At 50.9% G+C, this 16466-nt stretch carries 13 protein-coding genes; all 13 read right to left on the bottom strand.

What is annotated here, in order from left to right:
• Window positions 1-3: 3 nt before the first annotated feature.
• The gene (gene recA / locus PG728_RS00930) at window positions 4-1077 is read right to left on the bottom strand and encodes a recombinase RecA (RefSeq protein ID WP_270625185.1); all 1074 of its coding nucleotides are present in this window, start codon (window positions 1075-1077) and stop codon (window positions 4-6) included.
• Window positions 1078-1344: 267 nt separating this feature from the next.
• Window positions 1345-1611, bottom strand: coding sequence for a DUF3046 domain-containing protein (locus PG728_RS00925; protein WP_270625184.1), 267 nt, complete (start codon window positions 1609-1611; stop codon window positions 1345-1347).
• A 4-nt stretch (window positions 1612-1615) separates the two neighbouring features.
• The gene (locus PG728_RS00920) at window positions 1616-1936 is read right to left on the bottom strand and encodes a helix-turn-helix domain-containing protein (protein WP_072509974.1); all 321 of its coding nucleotides are present in this window, start codon (window positions 1934-1936) and stop codon (window positions 1616-1618) included.
• Between the two features lie 172 nt (window positions 1937-2108).
• Window positions 2109-3428 carry a CDP-diacylglycerol--glycerol-3-phosphate 3-phosphatidyltransferase gene (gene pgsA, locus PG728_RS00915; RefSeq protein WP_270625183.1) on the bottom strand — a complete coding sequence of 440 codons (1320 nt, stop codon included), beginning with the start codon at window positions 3426-3428 and terminating at the stop codon, window positions 2109-2111.
• A gap of 50 nt (window positions 3429-3478) precedes the next feature.
• Window positions 3479-5995, bottom strand: coding sequence for an FtsK/SpoIIIE family DNA translocase (locus PG728_RS00910; RefSeq protein ID WP_270625182.1), 2517 nt, complete (start codon window positions 5993-5995; stop codon window positions 3479-3481).
• Between the two features lie 101 nt (window positions 5996-6096).
• On the bottom strand, window positions 6097-7035 hold the full coding sequence (locus PG728_RS00905) for a PfkB family carbohydrate kinase (protein ID WP_270625181.1): 939 nt from the start codon (window positions 7033-7035) through the stop codon (window positions 6097-6099).
• Window positions 7036-7057: 22 nt separating this feature from the next.
• Entirely contained in the window at window positions 7058-10477 is a 3420-nt protein-coding gene (gene lysX, locus PG728_RS00900) for a bifunctional lysylphosphatidylglycerol synthetase/lysine--tRNA ligase LysX (protein ID WP_270625180.1), read from the bottom strand.
• Window positions 10478-10479: 2 nt separating this feature from the next.
• Window positions 10480-12171, bottom strand: a complete 1692-nt coding sequence (locus tag PG728_RS00895; RefSeq protein WP_270625179.1) for a ribonuclease J — start codon at window positions 12169-12171, stop codon at window positions 10480-10482.
• A 177-nt stretch (window positions 12172-12348) separates the two neighbouring features.
• Window positions 12349-13251 (bottom strand): 4-hydroxy-tetrahydrodipicolinate synthase, encoded by a 903-nt coding sequence (dapA, locus tag PG728_RS00890; protein WP_270625178.1) that lies wholly within the window; start codon window positions 13249-13251, stop codon window positions 12349-12351.
• Between the two features lie 63 nt (window positions 13252-13314).
• Entirely contained in the window at window positions 13315-13887 is a 573-nt protein-coding gene (locus tag PG728_RS00885) for a GNAT family N-acetyltransferase (RefSeq protein ID WP_270625176.1), read from the bottom strand.
• Window position 13888: 1 nt separating this feature from the next.
• Window positions 13889-14644 (bottom strand): 4-hydroxy-tetrahydrodipicolinate reductase, encoded by a 756-nt coding sequence (gene dapB, locus PG728_RS00880; protein ID WP_270625174.1) that lies wholly within the window; start codon window positions 14642-14644, stop codon window positions 13889-13891.
• A gap of 2 nt (window positions 14645-14646) precedes the next feature.
• Window positions 14647-15129: a hypothetical protein gene (locus PG728_RS00875; protein ID WP_270625172.1), complete on the bottom strand. Its 483-nt coding sequence runs from the start codon at window positions 15127-15129 to the stop codon at window positions 14647-14649.
• A gap of 9 nt (window positions 15130-15138) precedes the next feature.
• Window positions 15139-16458: a M16 family metallopeptidase gene (locus tag PG728_RS00870; protein WP_270625171.1), complete on the bottom strand. Its 1320-nt coding sequence runs from the start codon at window positions 16456-16458 to the stop codon at window positions 15139-15141.
• Window positions 16459-16466: the final 8 nt, after the last annotated feature.

Genomic DNA, 16466 nt, shown 5'->3' with positions numbered 1-16466 from the left:
CCGTTAATCGCCAGCCTTCGCCGTTTCCTCATTGGCACTATCGGCCGGCTCATCATTGATAATTCCCACTGCTTTTAGAATCTTCTGCTCTATTTCCCCAGCCAGTTCGGCATTATCCTTTAGGTATTGGCGAACGTTTTCTTTACCTTGCCCCAGTTGATCGCCCTCGTAGGTGTACCAAGCCCCAGATTTGCGCACGATACCTAAATCGGTGGCCAAATCAATAATCGAGGCTTCTCTAGAGATTCCCTCTCCGTACATCAGGTCGAACTCGGCAGTCTTGAAAGGGGGAGCCATCTTGTTCTTAACCACTTTCGCGCGGGTACGAGAACCAATCGGTCCCGAAGAATCCTTGAGGGTTTCAATCCGGCGCACATCAATGCGCACCGAGGCGTAAAACTTCAAGGCTTTACCACCGGTAGTGGTTTCCGGAGATCCGAAGAAAACCCCGATTTTTTCGCGCAACTGGTTGATGAAAATGGCAGTAGTACCAGTAGCTGAAAGCGCACCCGTCATTTTACGTAGTGCCTGACTCATTAGTCGCGCCTGCAAACCAACATGGGAATCCCCCATTTCCCCATCAATTTCCGCTTTGGGAACTAGCGCCGCTACCGAGTCGATTACTAAAATATCTATACCGCCCGAACGTACCAGCATATCGGCGATTTCTAGTGCCTGTTCCCCGGTGTCTGGTTGAGATACTAATAATTCATCAGTATTTACCCCCAGTTTTTTCGCATATTCAGGATCGAGGGCGTGCTCGGCATCAATAAAGGCGGCGTTACCGCCTGCCCTTTGGGCTGCTGCCACTGCGTGCAGGGCGACTGTGGTTTTACCGGAAGATTCTGGACCGTAAATCTCAATAATTCGCCCCCGGGGTAATCCTCCCACTCCCAGGGCAATATCTAAAGCTACTGAACCAGTAGAGATGACCTCTACCTGACGATGGGTATTCTCCCCTAGGCGCATCACTGAGCCTTTACCGAATTGTTTATCAATCGCTGCTAGAGCCATGTCTAGCGCCTGTTCCCGATTGCCACCCGCATTTACCTGTCGTTTTACAGTTTTCTTTGCCATGGTAGTTAGTCCTTTCTGGTTCTCTCCGAACTGTTAATAGGCTGGTCTGGGTTTCCCCTGCCTTGGTGTTCCCCTCACCGAGGTTCCAAGCTGACGCTACGCACGACCAGATACGTTTAACAGCCTGGCGATAATCCGACGAGGATAAATCGCTGGCTGCGCGCCTGGGTACAACTTTATCTAGCGAACAGATGTTCGACAAATTCGGCACGCCGACAAGAGCAATCCGAAAAATCGGTCTGCGTCCTTAAAAAATAAAAGCCCCGGCTATTTCCGGGATTTTTTCCTTAAAACCCCTTTTGCACAAAGCTCATCTAAAGTTCGCTGGTCAGCGCGGTGAATAAAACGCAATTCGGGGTCGCTATCAGTCTCTACAAGTAATGAATCCCAAATCTGTTGTAAATCTTTTCCCGCCGCTAAGGCCTGCGCGGGAGTAGCCCCCAACTGGGGTAAGTACAAATCAGTCAATAAAGATGCCCCGAAAGCCTGTCCAAAAACGGCTTTCAGGGCATAATCAAATTCGGAGCGCTTCACCTGGCTAGACTACCGAATGTACCGGAACTTCGGGCATCTGACGACGCACCGAAAGCCCCTCGGCTACCGCAACCCGTAAAGAGACTTCCCGCAGTACCATTGCCATCGGTACTTCTAAGGCTTTGCAGATTGAAGCCAAAAGCTCTGAAGATGCCTCTTTTTGTCCCCGCTCAACCTCGGAAAGATATCCCAAAGACACCTGGGCGCTGGTGGAAACCTCTCGTAAAGTACGCCCTTGAGAACGCCGCACCATTCTTAAGACTTGACCAATCTCTTCACGCAGCAACGGTGTTTTCTTCTCCGTATCTTTTTCCGTCATATCCATAGCATATCCCCTTATCTGCGGATTGCCTCATCGGGCTTTGAGCTGGTCGTGGCAATCGCTAGTCACATATCCTCGTTTTGCTTTACATTAATTCCAACACCGCTATTTACGTTCTCATTCCGTTATTCCCTAAAAGTGCGAGTGTTCACAGCTATGTGATTTAGCTGGCTGCTTATTTCTTTTTATGGTTGCGCCGCATCTGGGAACGCGAAAGCGCAAATCGGCTCTTAGCCTCTTTAGCCGTCTCTTCACGGTCAGTTTCGGTAGACAGACTCTTAGTTTCCGAATCATCACTACCCGCTTTATCGGGTTTATCGGCTAGTTTCTCAGATTCTGAGGACGACTCCTCGATTTCTATTGACCCGTGGTTCTTAGCAGCCTGAGCAGAGTTTTGCGATAAATCCGGCACGTCGAAGCGCGAATGCGGAATAGAAGTAGCTTCGACCTTAGGGGAGTCAAGCCCAGTTACTTGTTCACTGTCCCCACGTTCTAAGCCAGCCTGGTCTGTGCCTGACGCCTTTTGTTTGGCTCGCCTTTGCCTACGGGAAGGGAAAGCGGCTTTATGCGAGGTGTTTTCTGCAGAATCCAGTTCACTAGAAGGAGATGAGTCTTTTTCTTTTTCCTCCCCCTTTTCTTTAGTATCTAACTTCGCCTCGTCCTCGCCCTTAGATACGGAATTCTTTACCAAATCCCGGGAGCTATCGCTAAGCGGTTTATCGCCCTTGGTCGGTAAATCTTTGGGGGAGTTGCAATCTCCGGAGGTAGAATCGCTAGCTTTTTCCTGCGGTTTTAGGGATTCTTTATTCTTGTCCCCAGGCTGTTTATCGCTACTGTGAGCTGGTTTATCTTCCGGGTTGCTTTCAGTTTCTGGATGCTCAGCTTGTTTCTTCTGGTTATCGTGAGCATCTAGGAAATACACCATTCCCGAAAGAACAGTAGCTACGAAGGCAGCAATCAAGGCAGCGATTGCTAAATACATAATGAAAATTCCCAATTGCGCATGGAGAGGATAACAAATCCCCGCCAGCATCCACAGGAACACCATTAAAATCTGCAGACTGGTCTTAATCTTGCCCCCCTTGGAGGCGGGAAGTACTTCCCCAGAACGCAGTAAATACATCCGCAACCCGGTGACTGCCAGCTCCCGCAAAATCACTACTGCGGTAAACCACCACCACAGGTTTTGAAACAGGGACAGTAAGACAAAAGCCGAAATCATCAGGGCTTTGTCAGCAATGGGGTCAAGGAGTTTTCCAAAGTTAGATACTACTTGCCAACGGCGCGCCAGTTTTCCATCCAGATGATCCGTGTAGGCAGCCACCATGAAAACTAGCAGCGAGAAGGCTAGTAGCACAGTAGAAGCGCGCAAATGATACAGAATCATCAGCACAATAAAAACCGGAACCAGCACGATTCGCACGATTGTGAGGACGTTCGGGATTATCTGCTGCCAGCTGGTTGGGGAAGCCGTAGGCTTATCTTTACTTTCCATCAACTACTACCCTAATAGATTTTTGTGCTCTTAAACCGCATTATAGGTGCTTAGCGCCCAGTAAGTTCCCAAGCGTCTTCCTCGCTTTCACCCTCAACTTCTTCCAAAAGTGAGACATCTTCGCTGGTTAGCGCATTTGGCGAGGGCGAATCGGCAACTTTCGCGGAGGGTTTCTCCCCTCGCAACATTGCTAATACTTCTGGTAACTGTTCGGGAGAAACCAGCACTTCCCGGGCTTTAGACCCTCGAGATGGACCGACAATTTCCCTAGACTCCAGTAAATCCATTAGCCTGCCGGCACGCGCAAAACCTACCCGCAGTTTACGCTGCAACATAGAGGTAGAGCCCAGTTGAGTATTTACCACCAATTGCGCCGCTTCTAACAGGTCATCAAGATCATCCCCAATATCTTCCGCAACCTTGGGTTTATCTTCCTCCTTGACAATCACATCCTCGCGATATTTCGGGCTCATCTGCTCTTTGACCGCATCAACTACTTTTTGAATCTCGTCCTCACCCACCCAGGCTCCTTGAATACGTAAAGGCTTAGAGGTACCGGCGGGAAGATACAAAGAGTCACCTTGACCGATAAGAGCCTCCGCACCTCCTTGATCCAAAATAGTGCGGGAATCAGTAATCGAAGAGGTCGCAAAAGCCAGTCGGGAGGGAATATTGGCTTTAATAATACCGGTTACAACATCTACCGAGGGACGCTGGGTAGCAACCACTAGGTGAATACCAGCGGCGCGCCCTAACTGGGTAATCCGCTGGATAGAGGCCTCTACGTCCCGGGGAGCAATCATCATCAAATCGGCTAACTCATCTACCACAATTAATAAATAGGGGTAGGTTGCGATTTCACGCTGCGAACCAGGCGGGGCGATGACGGTTCCTTCCCGAACTGCCTGATTGAAAGAAACAATATGTTTATGCCCGAAATTGGCCATATCGTTGTAGCGGTGATCCATTTCTTTTACCGCCCATTCCAGGGCTTCCGCCGCTTTCTTGGGGTCGGTAATAATCGGGGTAATTAGATGCGGAATCCCCTCGTAAATAGTTAATTCCACCCGTTTAGGATCAACCAGGATTAAACGCACCTGTTCCGGAGTTGAACGCATCAATAAAGAGGTAATCATCGAGTTCACGAAAGATGATTTACCAGAACCGGTAGCTCCCGCTACCAAAAGGTGAGGGGTCTTAGCCAGGTTGGTAACTACATATCCGCCTTCGACATCTTTGCCCACCCCAACCAGCATCGGATGGCTCGACTGATGAGCGGCGGCAGAACGCAGCACATCACCCAGTACCACAATTTCACGGTCGGTATTAGGAATCTCAATCCCGATAGCGCTCTTACCGGGAATCGGGGATAGAATGCGCACGTCAGCACTGGCTACCGCGTAAGCGATATTATTTTTAAGGTTGGTAATTTTTTCTACCTTTACCCCTGGTCCCAGTTCAAGTTCATAACGGGTTACGGTCGGCCCGCGGGAAAAACCGGTCACTGAAACGTCCACCCCGAACTCGGTAAACACTGCCTCTAGGGCGGATACTACCCGGTCATTAGCCTCCGACCGAACTTTATGTGGTTTTCCTTTTACCAGCAGTTCTTCACTGGGTAAGTCATAGGTTTGTCCATCGGCCAGTTCTATCCCCGCCTGACCGGCTCCCGGCAGTTGCAGCTGGGAGTCATCTTCCTCGACTTGTTCAGTCGCAGCTGAATCGGTAGCCTGCGCGCTAGGGGTTGCTAGCACTTCGGTCTTTGCAGTTTCTTCCGGTAGCTTTAACCGGGTAGTACGCGCTGGTTTTTCGGTTTTCGCAGCTTGCTCCGGAGATTGAAGAATCGTGGTGGCAGATTCGGAGTTATCCTCATTGTCTGATGCTTGCGCTGCTAGACGTTCCCAACGTTTAAGCCGCCTGGTCGTCTTAGAAGCCGGCTCGTCCTGCCCACCGGTCTGGTCGGTATCGTCTGTTTGATTCTCGCTGATACTGCCCGCTTGGTCTTTCTTTTCATTAACAGTGTCCTGGAAACGGTGAAACAGCTTACTGATTGCTCCAAAAGCCTGAGACAAAGAAGTATTAGTGGCGATTAGCAGGGAATATAATCCCAGTAAAACCAGCAGAATTACCGCCCCTACCGCAGTAACAATAATTTTGAGCGGATGCCCAAATAACCACCCCAAAATACCGCCCGAGCTCTCAATTGCCGCAAAATTGCTGATATTGGGGCTAGAGCAAGCCACATGGGTGATGCCGTTTAGGGCGGCTGCCATTCCAATGGTGCCCACCAGAATGTGCAGCTGAGAACCCTCCGGGTCGCGGTGACGGAACAGGCTAATGGCTGCCCACACTAAAAGCAGCGGGGCAAAAATACTGTAGATACCTAGCAAACCGGCAGCTAGATGATGGAGCATCCGGGTAGCGAGGGCGTCCATGGAGAACCATTCGGTTAAAGCCGACATTGCAGCCAGGGCAATTAGTAAAAAAGCTATCCCGTCTCGCAAGCGGGAATTACCGGTTTCCGGGCTATCTGAATTCTGATTCTTATTAGTTTTTCTCGCTACCATAACAATGGCAATTTACCTTTCAAGGATTACTTCCCGACGACTGCCACGCCGCAAATAAACAAATTAGCTGTTCAAAGGGATTTCTACGCCACAATCAGCCTTTAAGACCAGAAAACGATTTTATCGAGATATCGACTAATTTCGACTTCATCAGGGCAGGCATCATTTCCCTCCTTCGTAGCTGCTAAAGCCCCGGCGATATTCGCCCTGGCCAGAGCTTCCCGGCGCTTATGCCCTTTAACCAGTTCCGCCAGCAAAACCCCGGTATGAGCCGCCCCTACCCCCAAAGTATCGACAGCTTTCACATTCAGAGAGGGAATCATGGTTTCACGGTGAGCATCAATAAGTTTCGCACCGTGAGAGCCCACCCGCTCTACCGCCCAGGCAGATTCTGGAAGCTTTTCCGCCACATATCCGCAGCTAAGATGCCCAACAGAGCCGGGTAAGAATCGAGACTCGTGCTCGTTACAGGTCAGGACATCAACGTAAGGTAGCACCTGGGAAACATAGTGCGGGTCAATTTGCGATATTCGAGGAGTAGCAGCCATCACTACCGTTACCTCAGCGGCTATGGTGGGTAACCATTGCCCCAGAGCGGAACGATACGAGGAATGTATGAGGTCGCCAGCGGAAATATATACTAAGTCGCCCGGTTGCAAGGCAACTTTAGTTAGTTCCAGGGCAGAAATATCGACCTCCACCCCGGTAGTGAGCACCGAGGCATAGTAGCCTCCAGTCTCAATCATCTGGATTTTCATGCCAATATCGCCAACTACTTCGACCGCTTTGGTCTGGATATTGGCTTTGCGCAGCACTTGGCGTGCCTGGGTAGAGTTAGGACCAGTTCCCAGGCAAGACAGGTTGATTACCGGTACTGCCTGGCGAGCGGCAGCTATCATTACCTCTGCTGCCTCCCCCACTCCCGGACGTTGCGCCTGCCCTAGAACGGTGGTTCCCCGCTCGGGCAGTTGCGGCATTTTTAGAGGTAAAGTCAGCACTACTGCTGCTACTGACACCAGCTTGTTCTTCTGATTATCCATTGATTCCAACCTATTTCGGATTTCAGCTTCGCGGTTTGACGAACGGGAATGCCAGCACTTGGCGAATATCGCAACCTAGCAGCATCATTACCATGCGATCCATTCCTAATCCTAGCCCTCCCAAAGGCAATAATCCCAGTTCTAAACAGTTCAAGAAATCTTCATCTAGGCTCATTGCTTCCGGGTCACCCGCAGCGGCCGCCAGCGACTGCTGAGTAAAACGTTCCCGCTGTTCACGCGGATCTGTCAGTTCGGTATAGGCGGTTCCTAGTTCCATACCAAAAGCCACCAAATCCCAGCGTTCTGCCAGGCGCGGATGGGCACGGTGTTTTCGGGTCAGCGGCGAAGATGAAACCGGGAAATCCATATAGAAAGTGGGGCGAGTGGTTTTAGCCTCGACCAGCTCATCATAGAGCGCCCCGATTAATCTTCCATGGTCAGCTCCGGGAGGAGTTTCGATACCGAACTTCTGGCAAGCTTGCCGGAGAACGCTCTCCCCAGTATCTGCCGTGATTTCTTCCTCTAAAGCCTTAGAGATGGCTTGGTAAACCGGAATTGCCGGCCAGTCTCCAGAAATATCGTAGGCATAATAATCTGTTCCCTTTACGCTACGCTCAATCTTTTGATTTCCCGGGTCGCTAAGGGGACGTAAAGCGATTTCTCGTCCATGAATCGCGCGCGCCGCCCTCTGGTAGAGTTTGCGGGTTAAAGTCATCATCTCCAGGTAGTCAGCGCCCGCCTTATAAACCTCTAGAGACGTAAACTCGGGGTTATGAGTTGCGTCAGCGCCCTCGTTACGGAAAGAGCGTCCCATTTCAAAAATTGCCCCCATTCCCGCCACTGCCAGGCGTTTTAGATATAGCTCGGGGGCGATACGCAAAAACATATCGATAGAGTAAGCATTAGAGCGGGTTACAAACGGACGCGCATTAGCGCCGCCTTGCACGGCTTGCAGTATCGGGGTTTCTACTTCTAAAAATCCTGCCTGAGCAAGCTCCGCACGTACCGCTGTTAATGCCCGCGAGCGTTCTTCTAGCATTTGCAGAGCTACAGGGTCGTTACGCAGCGTTAGGGTGCGGTCGCGAGCGGAGGTTTTCTCGTCTAGGTTTTCTTTCGGGTGGGGTGAGGGGCGAAGCGCTTTTGCAGCTAGCACCCATTTTTGGGCAATTAGTGAGGGCGTGCCGTTGCGGGAAGTGCCGCAGGTTCCGCTGACGACTATTTGATCTCCCAGGTCAAGTAGGGGCAGATTAGCGAAGTCTCGGGAAGCTAGGTGTTGTTTTTCTAAAACTACTTGGAGGTAGGTTCCCCGGTCATATAAATCCCAGAACCATACTCCCCCATGGTTGCGTTTTGCTACGATGCGGCCATGGGTTTTTAAGGGCGAATTCCCGCAAGTGGATGCCTCAGTCACGCTAGCAGCGCTGCCAGGGGGATTAATGTCAGCATTTTGAGCATTACCCCCAGGTAGTGAGGTTAGAGCCCCGCGGTTAGTTATTTGCTTAAACACCTTTTCCAAAGGCTCGCCTAGGTCAAAACCGGGAGGGAAAGGCTCTATCCCGACCGATAATAGCTTTTCTGCTTTTTTACGGCGGACTTTCTGCTGGTCGGTGAGTTTATAGGTAACCGCCTGAGAGGTGAGTTCTTGGCGGATATGTTTCAGCTGAGTTAAATACTCTTCGTCTGCTTCCCATTGAGTTCCTTTGAGAGTCAGCAAAGAGGCGGGCGCGGGAATAAAGCCTTCTAAACAACCGGCAGCTATTAGAGTCAAAGGCACTAGCGGGTCCGAAGAAAAGCACATATACCTGCTTAACCAACGTGGATTGTAACGGGCGTTAGATTCATATAGGGACTGCAACTGCCAAAACTTTGAAGCCTTAATAAACAGAATCCGTTTAAAACGGTCGTTAAGAGTGGCATCTACCGATTCGCCCTCAACAAATATTTCTCTAAACATGGCGAAATTGAGCGAGAACCGATCAATACCCTGTTCAAAGCCGTGTTGCAGCATTTGCAGCACCATTGCTTCTACTACCCCGTTGGCAGCATTTTTTGCCCTGCGCATCAAATTCAGAGAGACTCCGCGCGGCCCCCAGGGAACAAAAGTCAGTAAACACTGTAGTTCACCGTTGTTTCCTCTCGCGGTGCAAATAAGTTGTCGATCATCTTGAGGGGCGAACACTCTATCTAGGCTCATTGAGAAGCCGCGTTCATTCCCAATCCGAAACAGGCTGGCTGCCATTTCTAGTTCGCTTAGCTCACAGGGAGTGATTTCGCTTTGGCGGCGCACTTCGATATTGATTCCGCTACGTCTAATCCGCCGTTGAGCAGCCAGGAGTGCGCGACCATGTACCGAGTTTTCATCAAATCTGTCAGCGGAGATGATGGCCTCGTCTCCCATTTTTTTCACCATCATCCCGCTGCGCCGGTAGACTCTGGCTCCTTGAGCGCTGGCCGCTATCACGGCTGGAATCCAACCTTGACTGTAACAATGCTTTTTCCAGCGTAAAACCACGTCTTCCCAGGAATCCGGGTTTCCAATCGGGTCACCGGCGGCTAAAGCTATTCCCCCGCTGACTCCATAGGAGATAGCTGAGGATTCATCGGAACTGAAAATCACCGTGCGATTATTACGAGTAGCGAAATACCCTAGGGAATCTTCTGCTCCCCATTGAATCAAAAGTTTACGTAAACGCAGGTCATCTCGTTTGCTGCGAATTTCGCAGCGTTGACCAATCAGAATACGCATCACCGCATAGAAGATAATAACTGCCGACAGAATCATCACTATCAGCGATAATGCTTTGATTCCGGGAAATTCTCGCAACAGGGTATTTATTTGAGGCGTAGACAAGAACGGTAATCCGCTGATACGTCGCAGCACCCACAGCGCTATATCCGAAGAGGCAATAGTTGCTGGCGTGAGGTGGCGGGTCAAAGCAAAAGCAATTCCAAATAAGATTGCCTCCCCCGCCAATACTATGCTGAAGCCAACTAACAGGGAACGCAGCTTTACCCGCCCCCAAAATCCAGAGACAGATTTAGTTAAAAGGACGATGATTCCAATCGCGATAACCAGAAAAATTGCTGGTTCTAACGCATATTTCTGTTTTAGTTCTCCATCGAACCATAAGACAATTAAGGTTAGTAAACACAGTAGAGCCATCAGGGATTGCATGGATATCATTACGATTACTGCCAGGCGTTTTCGCATAAAACACAAGAGAGCTACAAAAGCTAGCAGTACCGCCGTCGATAAGGTAGGAAGCGCCGGTACCCCCAAAGTAAGCAGTATATAGACAGTTATCCGGTTAAAACCGAATTCAAACAGATAACGTAAAACTATGGTTATCAGGCAAAAGATAGCCCCCAAGCTGTAAACCCAACCGGCGCATACTGGAACCTGCTGTTTCCAAGAGCTTTTAGTCTTACTGCTAGCATTCATATTTAAATCTCCACGACTACCGGCACAATCATCGGGCGACGCCGCAACCGGCGCGCCACCCAACGTCCCAGGGCGCGGCGCATTGCCTGTTGGAGGCGGTAGGGGTCGCTATCTCCTAGATTTAAGGCTTTTTGCAGCGCCTCGGTCACGTCCGGGAGTACCTCTCTAAATACTCCCTCGTCCTCGGCCATTCCCCGCGCAGTAATATGCGGACCGGCAACAATGATCTTGGTGGGCACGTCTACGGCGGCAAATACTGACACGAAGCCTTCTTCCCCCAAGGTCATTCGGTCTTTCAACTGGTCTTCATCAATTTCGCCGATGGAGCCACCATCAACATAAACATATTCACAATCAACCTGCCCTACTACCTGGGCTTTTCCATCTTTGAGGTCTACTACTACCCCGTCCTCGGCTAGAGCAATGTTCTCTTCGGCAATCCCAGTGGCGTGCGCAATCTGACCGTTAGCAATCAAATGTCGAATTTCGCCGTGAATGGGCATGACGTTCTTGGGCTGGACGATATTGTAGGTATAAAGCAATTCTCCTTGAGCGGCGTGCCCGGAAACATGCACTGCCCGGTTACCTTTATGCACTACCTTGGCTCCTTGGCGCATCAGCGCGTTTATTACCCGGTAAACCGAGTTTTCATTCCCCGGTATTAGGGAGGACGCCAACAAGACGGTATCGTCAGGTTCCAAAGTCACTAGCCGATGTTGCCCTTGCGCAATCCGAGATAGCGCTGCCATAGGCTCACCTTGGGAGCCGGTAACCATCCATACTCGTTTATTGGCAGGTAAATGCTTCATATCTTCGGCGCGCACCACCACTTCGGGGTCTAGCTCTAAATAACCTGCTTGAGCAGCGATATTCATATTGCGTTCCATAGAACGACCCGAGAGGCAAACTTTTCTGCCCACCGCCTGGGCAGCTTCTAGGACTTGTTGTACCCGGTGCACATGGGAGGCGAAGGAAGCTACCACTACCTGCCCACTGGATTCGGCTAACACCTGGCGGATTACCGGACCGATTTCTTTTTCCGGAGTGATAAAGCCCGGCACTTCCGCATTGGTGGAGTCCACCAGGAACAAATCAACGCCCTCTTCCCCCATGCGGGCGAAACCTCTCAGGTCTGTGATTCGTTTATCCAGTGGCAGCTGATCAAGTTTATAATCGCCGGTTACCAGCAGGTTTCCAGCGTAAGTGCGAATCATAACGGCTAAGGCATCGGGAATCGAGTGGGTAACTGCCAAGAATTCGCAAGTGAAATTATCTAGGTCAATACTCTCGCCCTCACTGACTTGATGTAGATGCGCCGCGCTCAGTCGATGTTCTTCCAGTTTGGGACGCAAAAAAGCGAGGGTCAGTTCAGAACCGTAAATCGGTATGTCTTCGCGTAGTCGCAACAGGTAGGGTACTGCCCCGATATGGTCTTCATGTCCGTGGGTGAGCACCAACCCTACCACGTCATTCATCCGTTCTTTCAGGTAAGAAAAGTCGGGGAGAATCAAATCAACACCGGGTTGTAGCTCTTCAGGGAAGAGCACCCCACAGTCCACAATCAGGATTTTGCCGTCCAGTTCAATGACGGTCATATTCCGTCCTACTTCCCCCAGTCCTCCTAGGGGAATAATCCGGATAGCACCAGATTTGAGGGCGGGGGGGTAAGGAAGTTCAGGATATAGCGGATTCACACGTCTAATTCTTGCGATTTTGCTCGTTTATGGCAAACGTGCGCGCGCAAAAGATATAAATATAGTGACGCTTAGCTATTTGGGGTTAAAATACCCCGCCTGGGCGGTTAGTGATTGGGAATAACTAGCGGCGTTGGGGTTAGGGATATTAGTGGTAGCGGCAGCGAGCAAGCAGACTTAGAGCAAAGCGAAATCTGCAAGCGTTTTTTGCAGCTGTTTTATTTCTTCACTGCTGGCTGGGGCTAGAGGCAAACGCAAAGCATCAGAGGGAATAATTTTTTGGAGGGCGAGGGCGTGCTTGGCCATTACTGCTCCTTGTCCCCCTCCCATTAACGCTTTTACCAGGGGCTCCAGTTCTAGGGAAAGTTGCAGAGCCCCCTGATAGTCTCCCCTTTCTACCAGCTGCACCATTTTGCGGTAGCTGGGAGCGGATACGTGAGCGACCACGCTGATAATCCCGATAGCCCCATGAGTTAGCCACGAATAGTTAAGAGCGTCGTCACCGGAGTAAAAAGCTAGCCCGGTTTGCGCTATCCGCCTTGCACCTACCTCGACTTTGCCGGTAGCGTCTTTGACCGCCACAATATTATCGATTTCAGCCAGACGTTTTAGTAGTTCATCACCAATAGCTACCCCGGTGCGTCCGGGAATATCGTAAAGAGTTATCGGCAGGTCTACCTGGGAGGATACTTTCACAAAGTGCTGATATAGCCCCTCTTGGGAGGGACGAGAATAGTAAGGAGAAACCAGCAAAAGCCCGTTAGCTCCGGCTTCCTGGGCGCTGCGCGCCATCCGTACTGAGTGTTCAGTGTCATTAGAGCCAGCGCCGGCGGTAATGAAAATATCGTCTCCGATTGCTTGGCGAACCACCTTTATCAGCTGTTCTTTTTCATCTAGATGAGTGGTAGGAGCCTCCCCGGTGGTTCCAGAAAGCACCAGATGGTTTACTCCCTGGTCTACCAGGTGTTTCGCTAGGTTTGCGGCGGCGTCATAATCTACAGCGCCATCAGGTTGAAAGGGGGTTACCATCGCCACCCCAACCGAACCAGCTAACCGAAAAGCGCTCTCTAGGTTACTCATGACTCCACTGTACCTGCTCTACCTGCCGATTTTTATTTCGTCCAAAAAGCGAGCGAGAGGGGTTTAAAGGTCACAAAACCACAGGTGCTGCACCATGGATTCTTGCCCCACCTGCAAGCCCTGACGTAGACCCGCCGGAGAAAATCCGCATTCGGAAAAGAAGCGGATTTTTTCTTTCCCCCCAGCCGCCAACCAGATTTGTACCCGACTTGCTCCCGAAAGACGCAACATATCAACAATCGCGTGAAGTAGGCGAGAAGCATCGTCGAGGTTCTTTTCCCAATCACTAACCTCTAGCGCCACGATTTCCGAATCTGCTCCCCGCTGCGCTAGCGGAGACTGTTTCGGCTTCGCCAACATTGTAGGAGCCGGGGCAATCGCCGCCATTCCCACAACCTGTCCTTTATTTACCGCCGAAAGTAAATGATGTTTTGGGGAGGGCGGGCTAAGCAGGGATTGCGTCCAGGCTTTAGTGATTTCTCCGGAGTTAATCAACGCTAAGGTTTGCGGGTCTACCTGCCCTAAATGAGAATGTAAATCTTTACGCATTGCAGCCGATTGGATTTGTCCCCAACTCGGCATATCTTCACTTTTAGCGAGGCGAACCGATCCGGTTGCATCTGACCTTGATAACACCTTAGATTCCTAAATCCATGACTTTATCTAACCCCACCGTAAGAGGAGCCGCATCAGTAACTTTACGGACAGCCAGCAGCATACCCGGCATAAAAGAGGAACGGTCAAAACAGTTAGTACCTAGTCGTAACTGTTCTCTCTGGTTACCTAGGATTACTTCTTGATGGGCGTTAGCTCCCAGAATCCGCAAGGAATGAATCCCCACGTCCCCAACTTTCATGCCGCGCGCGCCCTCAGGGTCGGTGGTAGTGGCATCGGGGGCAGCAGGAATAGCGGCTTGCTTGCGGGCGGCTGCCATTTGCTGGGCGGTTGCTAGCGCTGTCCCGCTGGGGGCATCTAGTTTATTAGGGTGATGGGTTTCTACGATTTCGGCGGAAGTAAAGAACGGTGCAGCCAGCCGGGAAAAAACCATCACCAGCACTGCGGAGAGGGCAAAGTTGGGTGCAATCAATACGTTACGCCCAGTTTCGCGCGCCACTTCCTGAATTTTTGCCTGTGCGTCCTCGTCCCAGCCTGAGGTACCTACTACCGCGTGCGCACCAGCGCGCAAAATCGCCTCGGTATTAGCGAAACTGGCGTTGGGGATAGTGAACTCGACAGCGACCTGCGCTCCCCGCAAAGTTTGTGCCGTGATTTCATCACCGCGACCTAAGCGGGCAACCAGCTGCATATCAGTGCAGTTCTCGATGGCATCACAGCAGGTCTGTCCCATACGCCCACCGGCACCAATTACCGCAACTTTCAGTATGTCAGTCATCTCTATTTCACACCTTCAGGTTTATTCGCATTAATTATTTGGGATTTATCAGGGCAAATAGTCTGTCCGGCAACCGATAAATTGTTGTACCATTCCTGCCGCAAATCCGCCGAATCGACTTTGTTATAAATGTCAAAGAGAGTTTTTTTATTGGCGGCAGAATCCGCCTGCTTTGTATCTAGCAGCCCACATAGGGATTGGGCGGGCCCTAATACCAGTTCGGCGGTTCTTTGATTGTAATGATTCTTTTCCATCACCTGTTTGACGAAACTATTTTGTGCCTCGCTGAGATTAGCTTTCGGGGTGAAACTAACCGTAGGGGTTGCGCTAGGGCTAGAAGTCTCAGGGGCAGCAGTTGGCGAACTGGTCACCTTAGGGTTGGTTTCCTCTGGAACCGGTTTTGTTTGAGGGGACTGGGTGGCGGGGCTACAGCCAGCAAGTAGAGCTGCGCTAACCAGAAAAGGGAATAATCTCTTTAACTTCACCCAATCAGCTTATGACACGGTGGGGCTTACTGTGACTTTCACCTGGGGTGCGTCTAAGAATTGCGCTGCTAGAGAGCAAATATCTGCCACCGTTACACGCCGCAGCGCCGCATTCATCTGGTCGATAGTGCGCAGACGTCCTCCGGTAACTTCTGCGCGTCCCAGGCGCGCCATCCGTGCCCTGTTATCGTCCATCCCCAGTAGCACTCCCCCACTGAGCTGCCCTAATGCTTCCTTGAGTTCGCGTTCTTCAACTCCGCTCTCAGCTAGTTTTTCTAGTTCCCTATGCAATAAATCGGTAACCTTTTGCAGATTCTTAGGGGCGCAACCGGCGTAAAGACCAAAGGCTCCGCTGTCAGTGTAGGAGCTATCAAACGCATAGGTCGAGTAGGCAAGTCCCCGCTTTTCCCGGATTTCTTGGAAAAGTCTAGCGGACATTCCCCCCGATAGTATGGTCAGCAATAGACTTAAGGTGTCACGTTGGGGGGAATTGGCGGGCAGGGAACGGGTACCGATAATGATTTGCGCTTGCTCAACCTTTTTATTTAGCTGTTTATCAGCTCTAACGGCTGGAAGGGGTGCGGGGCGGGAAGGGATTTCCGCGTCCTTACCGCTATCAAGTTCCCAACCGTTTTTTGCAGCTGCTGTCATTATCAGTTCTGCCAAATAGTCATGGCTGATGTCACCGGCGGCAGCAACCACCAAATGTTGAGGTTGATACCAGCGTTGATGGTGTGATTTCACTGCCTCTAAGGGGGTAGCAGCTACGGTGCTTGCCGTACCTCCAACTGGTCTACCAAGAGGAGAATCCCCATATAACTGGCTTAAGAATTCTTCGTAGCAAACATCTTGGGGATCATCTTGCGACATGGCCAGTTCGTCCAGGATAACCGCGCGTTCTAGGTCGAAATCTGCCTGTGCCAAGGCTGGGCGCGCTAGCATTTCGGTGAGCACTTCCACCGCCATTGGCAGGTCGCGGGAGAGTACCCGGCAATAATAGTGGGTGGATTCTTTGGCGGTGGCAGCGTTTAGTTCTCCCCCTACGGCATCAAAGGAACGGGAGATTTCCTTCGCGCTGCGGGTGGCAGAGCCTTTGAACAGTAAGTGTTCAAGATAGTGGGTAGAGCCTAGATGTTCCTCACCTTCGTCACGAGAACCTGCCGGAATCCAAAATCCGAGGACGACCGAGGGCGAGGCAGGAACCTGTTGGGTAATCAAGCGGATGCCGCCGGGAAGTATCGACCGCTCAATTAAAGTGCCGTTCTCTTTAATGCTGATGCGAGGACAATCAGCATTGAGGGGAAGTTCAAAATCGTTAATCTCAGGCATATTATTTT

This window comes from Varibaculum timonense, from assembly GCF_027694345.1.
GTDB lineage: Bacteria > Actinomycetota > Actinomycetes > Actinomycetales > Actinomycetaceae > Varibaculum > Varibaculum timonense_A.
The sequence above is the reverse complement of the archived record's forward strand: the minus strand, read 5'-3'. Positions and strand labels throughout refer to the sequence as shown.